Origin of the sequence: Microbacterium algihabitans (assembly GCF_032464975.1) — a bacterium.
Taxonomy (GTDB): domain Bacteria; phylum Actinomycetota; class Actinomycetes; order Actinomycetales; family Microbacteriaceae; genus Microbacterium; species Microbacterium algihabitans.
On the sequence record NZ_JAWDIU010000001.1, the window covers coordinates 1,324,016 to 1,336,278 of the forward strand.

Below are 12,263 nucleotides of genomic sequence, written 5' to 3' on the forward strand. Positions count from 1 at the left end.
AACAGGACGCGCGACGAGAACAGGCCGATCCGCGACGGATCGCCCTGTTCTCGTGACTTCTCCTGTTCTGGTGACGGGCGGGCGGCCGGGCGACCTGGTCGCACCCGGGTCCATGGCCCGTTCAGCAAGGCCTCGGTACACTTCCCTGTGCCCGAAACACCGCTGAACCCCGACCGCGACACGTCGCCCGCGACGTCGCAGTCGACCGCGATCGACCCCGACGAGCTCGAGATCGCCCTGCGCGTCATCGACGCCGCCTCGTCGCTCGACCCCGAAGACCCCGCCTACATCGCGCTGCGCCGCCAGACCGGCAAGCTCTACAAAGACGTGAAGCGCCAGTCACGCAAAGAGAAGCGCCAGCGCATCGCGGATGCCGACCGTGCCGTCGTCGCCGCCACCGCGACCGGCGCCGCCGACCGCATCGACGACGAGACCCGCGGCATCCCGCTGCAGGCCCGCACAGAGATGCCGTTCGCGGGCGAGCTGATCAAGGCCCGCGCCTGCTACATCTGCAAGCAGGACTACACGCTCGTCGACGCGTTCTACCACCAGCTCTGCCCCGACTGCGCGGCGATGAGCCACGAGAAGCGCGACGCGCGTACCGACCTCACCGGTAAGCGCGCTCTGCTCACCGGCGGCCGCGCCAAGATCGGCATGTACATCGCGCTGCGGCTGCTGCGCGACGGCGCCCACACCACGATCACCACGCGCTTCCCGCGCGACGCGGTGCGCCGCTTCTCGTCGCTGCCCGACAGCGCCGACTGGCTGCACCGCCTCAAGGTCGTCGGCATCGACCTGCGCGACCCCGCCCAGGTGATCGGACTCGCCGAGTCGGTGGAGGCCGACGGTCCCCTCGACATCCTCATCAACAACGCGGCGCAGACCGTGCGCCGCTCGCCCGGCGCCTACAAGCCGCTCGTCGACGCCGAGCTCGCGCCGCTGCCCGACGGCCCCCTGCCCGAGCTGCTCACCTTCGGCCACACCAACGATGCGCACCCGTTGGCGCTGGCGCAGTCGGTGTCGGCGCACCCGATCCTCGCCTCGGCCGCGCGCACCGCCGACGAACTGACCGCCGAGGCCATGGCCGCGGGATCCTCCTCGCTCGAGCGCCTGCTCACCGGAACCGCGATCGACGCGGGCGGCCTCATCCCCGATGAAGACCGCATCAACAGCTGGACGCAGCACGTCGACCAGGTCGAGCCCCTCGAGATGCTCGAGGTGCAGTTGGCCAACATGACCGCGCCGTTCCTGCTCGTCAGCCGCCTGCGGCCGGCGATGGCGGCATCCGCGGCGAAGCGGAAGTACATCGTCAACGTCTCGGCGATGGAGGGCGTGTTCGGCCGCGGATACAAGGGCCCCGGCCACCCCCACACCAACATGGCCAAGGCCGCGCTGAACATGCTGACGCGCACGAGCGCCCGCGAGATGTTCGAGACCGACGGCATCCTGATGACCGCCGTCGACACCGGCTGGATCACCGACGAGCGCCCGCACTTCACCAAGGTGCGCCTGGCCGAGGAGGGCTTCCACGCTCCGCTCGACCTCGTCGACGGTGCGGCCCGCGTGTACGACCCGATCGTGCGCGGCGAGGCCGGCGAAGATTTGTTCGGCATCTTCCTGAAGGACTACAGCAAGAGCTCCTGGTGAGCGCGAGGCTCAGGCCCCGAAGCTCCGTGTGAGCGCGAGGTCCCTGAGCTCGTCGAAGGGTCCGGGAGCCGCGATGGGCTCAACTGCTCCCGGCTCCGCCACGCATCACGCCGGCAGGAAGAACTCGCGGGCGAGCGGGGCGATCTCTATCCCGGATGCCGTGGCGGCGGTGACCCAGCGGAGCTCGGCGATCTCGGCATCCGGAACCGGCTCCTGATCGCCGATGTCCACCCGGAACACGTCGGCGACCACCTCGAAGCCCGGCTCGTTCGCGGCGCTGGCGGAGAACTCTCCGAGCGCCTCGAGGGCGTCGGGGCTCACCCGCAGTCCCACCTCTTCGGCGAGTTCGCGCGCGAGGGTCTCGGCCGGCGTTTCGCCCGCTTCGGGCTTGCCTCCGGGCTGCATGAACGCCGTGGTGCCGGCCTTGCGCACGACCAGAAGACGGCCGTCGGCGTCGGTGATCACCGCGGCCGAGACTCTGATGCGGCGAGGGGCGGTGGCATCCGGATTCACCCCCGCACGCTAGCAGGACCGGGGCGAGGCATCTCGACGTCGAGCGTCCACACAATCGCCACAGGTGCCGAGGAATAGACTGGGCGGCATCGACACCGTCTCTTCGGGGCCCTCCGTGACCACTCCTTCTTCCGCTCGCGCGTTCGACGCGCGACACGTGCAATTGGCGCGCGCCCTTTTCGCGGCGCTCGCGGCGGCGATGATCACGTTCTCGGGAGACCACTCCGCGCCGCTCGGCCTGAGCGTCTTCTCGGGCTTCGCGCTCGCGACCGGCCTGGTCTTCGGGCTTTCGGCCTGGCTCGTCTCGCCGGCCGGGCAACGCGTCACCCCCGTGCTCCTCGCTGTCGTGTCGGTGCTCGCGGGCCTCGTGGCCAGCGTCACCACGTGGCGGTCGACGGGCCTGTTCTTCGGTGTCGTGGTCGCCTGGGCGCTGCTGTCCGGGCTGATCGAACTGATCGGTGCGATCCGCGACCGCAAGGCGGGCCGCACCGCGGGCGTGCGCGACGGCGTGCTCATCGGCATCGTGACCCTCGTGCTGGGGGCGGCGCTTCTGCTGCCGTTCCAGCAGTACGCACTCGACTACAGCATCGCCGGCGCGGGGTCGTTCACCCTGACCGGCATCACCATCGCCGTAGGACTCTTCGGCGGGTACGCGGCGGTCGTCGCCGTGTTCCTCGCGATCGCCGGCTTCTCGCCGCGTCGCCCCGAACCCGTTCCGGCCGCATCCCCCGAGGAGGCAGCGTCGTGACCGACAAGCCCGCCGACAAGCCCACCACCCGTCGCGACCTGATGAAGCCCGTTCAGCTTCTCGGCCTCGCCTTCATCGCGGCGCTGTTCGCGGGTTTCGTCACGCTGATGTCGATGGGCTTCTTCCAGACGCGTCCCGCCGACGAGATCCAGCGCGCCCTCGTCGTCGGCCTCGTCGCCGCCGGCGCGACGTTCATCATCACGCTCGTCTCGCTCGCGCTGCTGCTGCTCGCCGTCGACCCCTCGAAGGTGACCGCGACGGTCGATCGTCCGCTGCTGCTTCCGAAGGACGCTCCGGATGCCGCGGCACCCGGCGCCTCCACCACGCCCGAGGCCCCGGCGAAGCCCACCGCGACGACCGACGGCACCCCCGAGGCGCCGAAGGCCTGACCCCGACCGCCGCTACGCGCGGCGCGGGTCGATCATCGTCATGCCCGCGGGCGACGCCGAGTCCATCGTGGGCAGCAGGTCGGCCGCTTCGCCGAGTCCGACGACGCGTTCGATGAGCTCCTGCGGGCGCAGGGCGCCGCTCTCGATGAGCGACAGCATCTCGGGATAGTCCGCGGCGGCCATGCCATGGCTGCCGAGCAGGTCGAGCTCCCAGGCGATGACGCGGGCCATCGGCATCCGGGTCATTCCGTCGTCGGTGGGCAGCAGGCCGATCTGCACGTGACGGCCGCGGCGGCGCAGGCTCAGCACGGCGTCGCGCGCGGTCTGGGCGCTGCCGACCGCGTCGACCGAAACGTGGCTCCCGCCGCCCGTGATCTCGTGCACGGCGGCGGGGATGTCGGCGCCGTCTGCCACCAGCACGTGCTCGGCGCCCAGGCGCGTGGCGGCCTCGAGGGCCGCGGATGTGCGGTCGACCGCGATGACGCGCGCGCCGAGTGCGACGCCGATCATCACGGCGCAGAGGCCGACGCCGCCGGCACCGACCACCGTGATCCATTCGCCGGCCTGAACGCGTGCGCGGCCGGTGAGGGCGCGGTACGCCGTGGCGAAGCGGCAGCCGAGAGCCGCGGCGGCCTCGAACGAGACGTCGTCCGGGATGCGCACCACGTTGGTGTCGGCCGCGCGCAGCACGACGCGCTCGGCGAAGCTGCCCCACTGCGTGAAGCCGGGCTGCTGCTGGTCGGGGCACACCTGCGCGTTGCCGCTCAGACACCACTCGCACGCCCCGCAGCCCATCACGAACGGCACGGTCACGCGGTCGCCGACGCTCCAGCGCTGGACGCCCGGACCGACCTCGACGATCAGCCCGGCCAGCTCGTGTCCCGGAACGTGGGGGAGCGAGACGTCGTCGTGCCCGACCCAGGCGTGCCAGTCGCTCTTGCACAGACCCGTCGCGTACACCTCGACCACGACGCCGCCGTCGGGCGCCGTGGGGGCCTCGACCTCCCGCACCTCGAGGGGTTCGGCCAGGGCGTCCATGATCATCGCGCGCACGGCATCCATTCTGCCGCGTCGTGCCCGTGGCATCCGCGGGCACCGACCCCCGTTGAGTGTCCACGACACGCCGCGGCGGGCGCGAGCGTGCGGCGTGTCTTGGACACTCGACAGGCTCTCGCGCCCATACCCGTTGAGCGTCCGAAACACCCGGACGCCCGGCGAAATCGTCCGGGTGTTTCGGACACTCAGTGGGAGGGAGGGCGCCGGGTCGCCGTCACCGGTTGAGCGTCCACGACACGCCGCGTCGGGGCCCGAGCGTGCGGCGTGTCTTGGACACTCAACAGGGCATGGCGCCCGGCAGGGAGGGGGCCGCTTACAGCGCGTCGACCACCTGCGACGCAAGGCCCGCGTAGGCGGCGGGGGTCAGCGCGAGCAGGCGCTCCTTCGCGGCGTCGCCGATGTCGAGGCCGCGCACGAACTCCGCGAGCTCGGGGCCGCCCACGCGGCGTCCGCGCGTGAGGTCCTTCAGCAGGGCGTAGGGGTCGGTGATCTGCGAGCGACCCGCGGCGATCTCGGCGCGCACGACGGTCTGGATCGCCTCGGCGAGCACTTCCCAGTTCACGTCGAGGTCGGCCAGCAGCACGTCTTCGGCGAGCGAGATCTCGGTCAGGCCCCGCTGCAGGTTGTCGAGCGCGAGCAGCGAGTGTCCGAAGGCGACGCCGATGTTGCGCTGGGTCGTCGAGTCGGTGAGGTCGCGCTGCATGCGGCTGGTGACGAGGGTGGATGCCAGGGTGCCGAACAACCCGCCGGCGATCTCGAGGTTCGCCTCGGCGTTCTCGAAGCGGATCGGGTTGATCTTGTGCGGCATCGTCGACGAACCGGTGGCTCCCGCGACGGGGATCTGGGTGAAGTAGCCGAGCGAGATGTAGGTCCAGATGTCGGTGGCGAGGTTGTGCAGGATGCCGCCCGCGTGACGCGCGCGGTCGTAGAGCTCGACCTGCCAGTCGTGCGACTCGATCTGCGTGGTGACCGGGTTGAAGCCCAGGCCCAGCGACTCGATGAACTCGCGCGTCAGCTCGGGCCAGTCGACATCGGGCTCGGCCGCGACGTGCGCCGACCAGGTGCCGGTGGCACCCGAGAACTTGGCGAGGTACTCCCCGGCGTCGAGCTGGCGGATGACGCGCTCGAGGCGCCACGCGAACACGCCGATCTCTTTGCCCATGGTCGTGGGCGTGGCGGGCTGCCCGTGCGTGCGCGAGAGCATCGCGGCGTCGCGGTGCTGCTTCGCGAGCTCGGCGAGGGCGGCGGTGACCGATCGAAGCTTCGGCAGCCACACGCGCTCGACCGCGCGCTGCACGGTGAGGGCGTAGGCGGTGGAGTTGATGTCTTCGCTCGTGCACGCGAAGTGGGTCAGCTCGGCGAGGGCGGTGAGGCCCAGCGTGTCGAGGCGGTCGCGCACGAGGTACTCGACGGCCTTGACGTCGTGGCGGGTGACGGCCTCTTTCTCTTTCAGCCACGCGATCTCGTCGGCGCCGAACTCCTCGTAGAGGGCACGCAGGCGCGCGCGGTCGGCATCGGAGACGGGCGAGGTGCCGAACAGCGAGCGGTCGGTCAGGGCGAGCAGCCACTCGACCTCGACCTCGACGCGGGCGCGGTTGAGTCCGGCCTCCGACAGGTAGTCGCCGAGTTCTGCGACGGTGGCGAAGTACCGGCCGTCGAGCGGGCTGAGGGGCTGCGGGGGCAGAGAGGACACGGGTCTCCCGGTGGTCGCGCGAGCGGTCAGCTCGCGGAACGGATGGCGGGCTCGAGCTGCCGGAACAGGGCCCTGCTGGCGCGTTCGATCATACCGAGCACCTCGTCGAACATCGGCGGCCCGGCGTAGTAGGGATCGGGCACGTCGAGTGTTTCGGCGTCGGGCAGGAACGACTGCAGCAGAGCGATCTTGTCGGCGTCGTCGTCGTCGCGCGCCCACCCGCGCAGCACGCGCTCGTGACTGCGGTCGAGAGCGACGACGAGGTCGTTGCGCTCGAAGTCGGAGTACTGGAACTGGCGCGCGCGGTGCGCGGATCCGTCATATCCGAGGCGGTCGAGGGCGGCGAGCGTGCGATGGTCGGCGCGCTCGCCCACGTGCCAGTCGCCGGTGCCCGCGGAGCTGGAGACCACGTGGGAGCCGAGGCCCGTGGCATTCGCGATCCGACGGAAGACGACCTCTGCCATGGGGGAGCGGCAGATGTTGCCGCTGCAGACGAACACGACGCGGAAGGGCGCGTCGGGATTCGCAGTCATCGCTCCATCATGGCGGGGATGCGGCGCGACCGCACGCGTCGATTGGGGCGGAGGAGGCTGAGCCCGTCGAAGCCTCCGGCCACGAGCGGGTTCCGGTCCCTTCGACAGGCTCAGGAACCTGGCTGACGCGGAACCGACCGCATCAGCGGCGGTCGCGCTCTTCGCTCCGCGGCCGCAACAGGCCGCCGAGCAGCGCGTTGATGATGCCGATCAGAAGCGCCGCCACGACCGTGAGCCAGAACTCGCCGGTGCGCAGCCCCCAGTCCCAGTTCTCGGTGATGATCGCCGTCAGCCACAGCAGGAAGCCGTTGATGACGAGCGAGATCAGCCCGAGCGTGAGGATGTAGAGCGGGAACGCGACGATCTTCACCACGGTGCCGACGATGGTGTTGACGAGGGCGAAGATGAGCCCGACCAGCAGCAGGGTGAGCAGCACCTGCAGCCATTCGCCCGGGGCGAACGGGATGAGGCGCACCTGCAGGGCGGGCAGCAGCGTGACGATCCAGATGGCGAAGGCGTTGACGGCGACGCGGACGACGAAGCGCATGGCCCCATCGTGGCACGCACCCCTGACATCGGCGGCCCCCTCGCGGTTAGGCTCGCGGGTGTGAGTGAAGAGTCGGTTCTGCCCCGCATCCGTCCCGAGATCGCCGCGCTGCCCGCGTACCGGCAGGGCCGCCAGGCGAGCCCCGACGCGTTCAAGCTGTCGAGCAACGAGAACCCCTTCGAGCCGCTCCCCGGCGTGCTCGACGCGGTGCGGGCCACGGGGGCCTTCAACCGGTATCCGGATGCCACGGCCTCGCGCCTGCGCGAGCGTCTCGCCGCGCGGTACGGCGTCTCGCCCGACGAGGTGCACGTCGCCGCCGGCAGCGTCTCGATCCTCGCCCAGCTGCTGCTGGCCACCTCGGGCCCCGGCGACGAGGTCGTCTACGCCTGGCGCTCGTTCGAGGCCTACCCCTCGCTCGTCGCGGTCTCGGGCGCGACGAGCGTGCAGGTGCCGCTGACCGCCGACGCACGCCACGATCTGCCCGCGATGGCCGCCGCGATCACCGACCGCACGCGCCTGGTGATCGTGTGCAGCCCCAACAACCCCACGGGCCCGTCCGTCGGCTACGACGAGTTCGCCGCGTTCGTCGACGAGGTGCCGCGCGACGTGCTGATCGTGCTCGACGAGGCGTACGCCGAGTTCGTCACCGACGCGGCCTCGGTCGAGGGCGGCCGCGTGCGCGCGGTGCTCGCCCGGCCCAACATCGTGGTGCTCCGCACGTTCTCGAAGGCCTACGGGCTGGCGGGCCTGCGCGTCGGCTACGCGATCGGTCACACGCGCGTGCTCGACGCGGCCCGCAGCACTGCCATTCCGCTGTCGGTCACCGCGGCGGGCGAAGCGGCGGCGCTCGCGAGCCTCGACGCCGAGAGCGAGCTGCTGCACCGCGTCTCGGTCATCGCCGAGCGTCGCGACCGTCTCGTCGACCGCCTGCGCGAGACCGGGTGGGACGTGCCCGACGCGCAGGGCAACTTCGTCTGGCTCGCCGCGGGTGAGCGCACGCTCGAGGTCGCCGCGGCGTTCGAAGAGGCGGGCCTGATCGTGCGTCCGTTCGCGGGAGACGGCATCCGCATCTCCATCGGCGAAGAGGAGTCGCTCGACCGCGTGGTCGAGGTCGCCGCCGCGACAGCTCCGCGCTGACCTCGCGGCCGAGGTCCCTGAGCGTGTCGAAGGGTCCGGGACCCGCGGTGGCCCGGTGGCTTCGACGGGCTCAGCCACCTCTGCCGTGAGCCCGTCGCAGGCCCCGGTGGCTTCGACGGGCTCAGCCACCTTGCAGCCCAGGTCCCTGAGCGTGTCGAAGGGTCCGGGACCCGCGGTGGCCCGGTGGCTTCGACGGGCTCAGCCACCTTCGCCGTGAGCCCGTCGCAGGCCCCGGTGGCTTCGACGGGCTCAGCCGCCTCGTGCGGCGAAGCCACCTCGCGCGGCCGAGCGGGGCACCTGTTTGTCCGACCTCCACGCCGAATCACGGCATCCGTTGTGCACCTCATGCGGTCTCGCGCATAGGTCGCGCGTTAGCGTGGGTTCATGACCCCGCTCGACGACCCCGCTCTCGTGCGCGTTCTGGCAGCCGACGGCACGCTGGCGCCCACGCCCGCCGCCGAGCGCTACCTGCCGCTCATCGACGCCCTGACCGACGCCGAACTCGAGACCTTCTACCGCGACATGGTCTCGATCCGCGCGTTCGACGTGCAGGCCACCAACCTGCAGCGCCAGGGGCAGCTCGCCCTGTGGCCGCCGTCCTTCGGGCAAGAGGCAGCGCAGGTCGGCTCCGCTCGTGCGGCCCGCGCGCAGGACCACGTCTTCCCCTCGTACCGCGAGCACGTCGTCACCCGCATCCGCGGCGTCGACCCGCTCGACATCATCCGCCTCATGCGCGGACTCACCCACGGCGGGTGGGACCCGACAGACCCCAAGAACGGCAACACGCACATCTACACGCTCGTGCTCGGTGCGCAGACGCTGCACGCCACGGGCCTGGCCATGGGCCTGGTGTTCGACGGCAAGAGCGGCAGCGGAGACCCCGAGCGCGACGAGGCCGTGATCGTCTATTACGGCGACGGCGCCTCGAGCCAGGGCGACGTGCACGAGGCCATGGTCTTCGCCGCGAGCTTCCAGACCCCTGAGGTGTTCTTCCTGCAGAACAACCAGTGGGCCATCTCGGTGCCGGTCGCGACGCAGTCGCGCTCGCCGCTGTACAAGCGCGGTGAGGGCTACGGCATCCCGAGCCTGCAGGTCGACGGCAACGACGTGCTCGCGAGCTACGCCGTGTCGAAGCTCGCCCTCGACGAGGCGCGCGCCGGTGGCGGTCCCCGCTCGATCGAGGCGATGACCTACCGCATGGGCGCGCACACCACGAGCGACGACCCCACCAAGTACCGCACCTCTGACGAAGAGAAGGCGTGGGCGCAGCGCGACCCGATCGCCCGCATGCGCGCCTACCTCGAAGGACGCGGCGCCCCGCAGCAGTTCTTCGACGACGCGGATGCCGAGGGCGCGGCCCTCGCCGACGACGTGCGCGTGCGCACGAACGAGCTCGGCGGCATCCCGCGCGTGCACATGTTCGAGAGCGTCTACTCCGAGGCTCACGCTCTGATCGCCGAGGAGCAGCGCTGGCTCGACGACTACGAAGCCTCGATGGAAGGGGGCGCGCAGTGACCGACAATCTGCCGATCAGCCGCGCGCTGAACGCCGGACTCCGTCGCGCACTCGAGACCGACGACCGCGTGCTGCTCATGGGTGAGGACATCGGCCCGCTCGGCGGCGTCTTCCGCGTGACCGAGGGCCTGCAGAAGGACTTCGGTCCGCGCCGGGTCATCGACTCCCCGCTCGCGGAATCGGGGATCGTCGGCACGGCGATCGGTCTCGCGATGGGCGGCTTCAAGCCGGTGCTCGAGATCCAGTTCGACGGTTTCGTCTTCCCCGCCTTCGACCAGATCACCTCGCAGCTCGCGAAGATCACGAACCGCCACGAGGGCGCGGTGCGCATGCCCGTCGTCATCCGCATCCCCTACGGCGGACACATCGGCGCGGTCGAGCATCACCAGGAGAGCCCCGAGGCGTACTTCACGCACACGGCCGGGCTCCGGGTGGTCAGCCCCTCGAACGCGAACGACGCCTACTGGATGATCCAGCAGGCGATCGAATCGCCCGACCCGATCGTCTTCCTCGAGCCCAAGGCCAAGTACTGGCAGAAGGGCGAGGTCGACCTCGAGGCCCCCGCGCTGCCGCTGCACGCGAGCCGCATCGTCCGCCGCGGCACCGACGTCACGCTCGTCGGCCACGGGGCGATGGTGACAACGCTGCTGCAGGCCGCCGCTCTCGCCGAGAGCGAGGGGACAAGCTGCGAGGTCATCGACTTGCGTTCGCTCTCGCCCGTCGACTACGGCCCGCTGCTCGACTCGGTGCGCCGCACCGGTCGCATGGTCCACGCGCAGGAGGCGCCGGGCTTCACCTCGCTCGGCTCTGAGATCGCCGCGACCGTCATGGAGAAGGCCTTCTTCGCGCTCGAGGCGCCCGTGCTGCGGGTGTCGGGATTCGACGTGCCCTTCCCTCCCGCGAAGCTCGAGGGCACCTACCTGCCCGACGCCGACCGCATCCTCGAGGCCGTCGACCGGTCTCTGGCCTACTGACCCGCTCTTCCTCTCCCCGCCATGAACCGCGAGACTGCAACTCGCTGACGAATCCGCGACAGGCTGTCACCGTTTCGTCAGCGAAATGACGTCTCGCGAGCAAAGGACACCACCGTGACCGAGCAGACCTTCGTTCTCCCCGACGTCGGAGAAGGCCTCACCGAGGCCGAGATCGTGCAGTGGCGCGTCGCGCCGGGTGACACGGTCGCCGTCAACGACGTGATCGTCGAGATCGAGACGGCCAAGTCGCTCGTCGAGCTGCCGTCGCCCTACTCGGGCACGGTCGGCGAGCTGCTGGCATCCGAGGGTTCCACCGTCGAGGTCGGCGCCCCCATCATCACGATCGGTTCGGCGGATGCCGGCACCCCGGCCCCCGCAGAGCCGGTGAGCGTCCCCGAGCCCAGCGACCCCGGCGGCGCCGTGCTCGTCGGCTACGGAACGGGCGGCGCGGTGTCGTCGCGGCGTCGGACCCTTCGACAGGCTCAGGGACCGTCCGCGGAGCGCCCCGTGAAGGCATCCGTCGGCGTGGTCGCCAAGCCCCCGATCCGCAAGCTCGCGCGCGACCTCGGCGTCGACCTCTCCGCCGTGACGCCCAGCGGACCCGCCGGCGAGGTGACCCGCGACGACGTCGTGAAGCACGCCGAGCAGGCCAGCGTCTTCCGCAACATCGAGACCCCCGCGTGGGGTGCCGTGCGCGAGGAGACGATTCCGGTCTCGGCTCCTGCGGCGCCCGCCGCCGCGGCATCCGCCCCCGTCTCCGACGCCCGCGAGGAGTCGATCCCCGTCCGCGGCGTGCGCAAGGCGACCGCCAACGCGATGACCTCGAGCGCGTACTCGGCGCCGCACGTGTCGGTGTGGGTCGACGTCGACGCGTCGCGCACGATGGAGCTCGTCAAGCGGCTCAAGGCCTCGCCCGACTTCGCCGACGTGAAGATCTCGCCGCTGCTGATCATGGCGCGCGCCGTGATCTGGGCCCTGCGCCGCACCCCGATGATCAACGCCGCGTGGGTCGACACCGAAGACGGCGCGCAGATCTCGGTGCGCCACTACGTCAACCTCGGCATCGCCGCGGCGACGCCCCGCGGCCTGCTCGTGCCGAACATCAAGGACGCGCAGTCGGTGAACACGCGCGAATTGGCCAAGGCGCTCGAGCACCTCACCCTCACCGCGCGCGAGGGCAAGACCAGCCCCGCCGACCAGACCGGCGGCACGTTCACCATCACGAACATCGGCGTGTTCGGAGTGGATGCCGGCACCCCGATCATCAACCCGGGTGAGGCCGGGATCATCGCGCTCGGCGCGATCCGCCAGAAGCCGTGGGTCGTCGACGGCGAGGTGCGCCCCCGCTGGGTGACCACGGTCTCGGGCTCGTTCGATCACCGGGTGGTCGACGGCGACGGCATCTCGCGGTTCATCGCGGACGTGGCATCCGTGCTCGAGGAGCCGGCGCTGCTGCTCGACTGACGACGGAAACGTGAAGAGGGGGAGGCGCCGACGCGGCACCTCCCCCT

The 12,263-nt window shown here is 70.9% G+C and carries 12 protein-coding genes; 7 read left to right on the forward strand and 5 right to left on the reverse strand.

The genetic code is table 11. From position 1 onward, the window contains the following. Positions 1-147 precede the first annotated feature (147 nt). Positions 148-1,647 (forward strand): SDR family NAD(P)-dependent oxidoreductase, encoded by a 1,500-nt coding sequence (locus tag RWH43_RS06210; RefSeq protein ID WP_144831211.1) that lies wholly within the window; start codon positions 148-150, stop codon positions 1,645-1,647. Positions 1,648-1,752: 105 nt separating this feature from the next. Here the strand turns inward: RWH43_RS06210 and RWH43_RS06215 are convergent, their stop codons facing one another. Then, a complete protein-coding gene (locus RWH43_RS06215) occupies positions 1,753-2,160 on the reverse strand; it encodes an NUDIX hydrolase (protein ID WP_230703861.1) in 408 nt (135 codons plus the stop codon). A gap of 115 nt (positions 2,161-2,275) precedes the next feature. Between RWH43_RS06215 and RWH43_RS06220 the strand changes: the two genes are divergently transcribed. Beyond that, the gene (locus RWH43_RS06220; RefSeq protein WP_187358440.1) at positions 2,276-2,908 is read left to right on the forward strand and encodes an acyl-CoA synthetase; all 633 of its coding nucleotides are present in this window, start codon (positions 2,276-2,278) and stop codon (positions 2,906-2,908) included. Further along, positions 2,905-3,297 carry an amino acid transporter gene (locus tag RWH43_RS06225; RefSeq protein WP_154097078.1) on the forward strand — a complete coding sequence of 131 codons (393 nt, stop codon included), beginning with the start codon at positions 2,905-2,907 and terminating at the stop codon, positions 3,295-3,297. Before RWH43_RS06220 ends, RWH43_RS06225 begins: the two co-directional genes overlap by 4 nt. Before the next feature lie 12 nt (positions 3,298-3,309). Here RWH43_RS06225 and RWH43_RS06230 read toward each other — a convergent pair whose 3' ends face one another. From RWH43_RS06230 to RWH43_RS06245, 4 genes are all read right to left on the reverse strand, one after another. Beyond that, positions 3,310-4,350, reverse strand: coding sequence for a zinc-dependent alcohol dehydrogenase family protein (locus tag RWH43_RS06230; RefSeq protein ID WP_316001113.1), 1,041 nt, complete (start codon positions 4,348-4,350; stop codon positions 3,310-3,312). A 316-nt stretch (positions 4,351-4,666) separates the two neighbouring features. After that, the gene (gene purB / locus RWH43_RS06235; protein WP_316000967.1) at positions 4,667-6,046 is read right to left on the reverse strand and encodes an adenylosuccinate lyase; all 1,380 of its coding nucleotides are present in this window, start codon (positions 6,044-6,046) and stop codon (positions 4,667-4,669) included. 26 nt (positions 6,047-6,072) lie between these two features. Further along, the gene (locus RWH43_RS06240) at positions 6,073-6,579 is read right to left on the reverse strand and encodes a low molecular weight protein-tyrosine-phosphatase (RefSeq protein WP_316000968.1); all 507 of its coding nucleotides are present in this window, start codon (positions 6,577-6,579) and stop codon (positions 6,073-6,075) included. 142 nt (positions 6,580-6,721) lie between these two features. Continuing rightward, on the reverse strand, positions 6,722-7,126 hold the full coding sequence (locus RWH43_RS06245; RefSeq protein ID WP_316000969.1) for a phage holin family protein: 405 nt from the start codon (positions 7,124-7,126) through the stop codon (positions 6,722-6,724). A 60-nt stretch (positions 7,127-7,186) separates the two neighbouring features. Here RWH43_RS06245 and RWH43_RS06250 point away from each other — a divergent pair, with 60 nt between their 5' ends. From RWH43_RS06250 to RWH43_RS06265, 4 genes are all read left to right on the forward strand, one after another. After that, positions 7,187-8,263 carry a histidinol-phosphate transaminase gene (locus tag RWH43_RS06250; protein WP_316000970.1) on the forward strand — a complete coding sequence of 359 codons (1,077 nt, stop codon included), beginning with the start codon at positions 7,187-7,189 and terminating at the stop codon, positions 8,261-8,263. A gap of 384 nt (positions 8,264-8,647) precedes the next feature. Further along, positions 8,648-9,778: a thiamine pyrophosphate-dependent enzyme gene (locus RWH43_RS06255; protein ID WP_316000971.1), complete on the forward strand. Its 1,131-nt coding sequence runs from the start codon at positions 8,648-8,650 to the stop codon at positions 9,776-9,778. After that, entirely contained in the window at positions 9,775-10,752 is a 978-nt protein-coding gene (locus RWH43_RS06260) for an alpha-ketoacid dehydrogenase subunit beta (RefSeq protein WP_316000972.1), read from the forward strand. The genes RWH43_RS06255 and RWH43_RS06260 overlap by 4 nt, the downstream gene beginning before the upstream one ends. 114 nt (positions 10,753-10,866) lie before the next feature. Then, the gene (locus RWH43_RS06265; protein ID WP_316000973.1) at positions 10,867-12,216 is read left to right on the forward strand and encodes a dihydrolipoamide acetyltransferase family protein; all 1,350 of its coding nucleotides are present in this window, start codon (positions 10,867-10,869) and stop codon (positions 12,214-12,216) included. Positions 12,217-12,263 lie beyond the last annotated feature (47 nt).

What these genes read in the sequence shown, in the direction of transcription:
- RWH43_RS06240 (WP_316000968.1), bottom strand. Translation starts at nt 6,579, where the DNA reads ATGACTGCGAATCCCGACGCGCCCTTCCGCGTCGTGTTCGTCTGCAGC.
- RWH43_RS06245 (WP_316000969.1), bottom strand. Translation starts at nt 7,126, where the DNA reads ATGCGCTTCGTCGTCCGCGTCGCCGTCAACGCCTTCGCCATCTGGATC.
- RWH43_RS06255 (WP_316000971.1), top strand. Translation starts at nt 8,648, where the DNA reads ATGACCCCGCTCGACGACCCCGCTCTCGTGCGCGTTCTGGCAGCCGAC.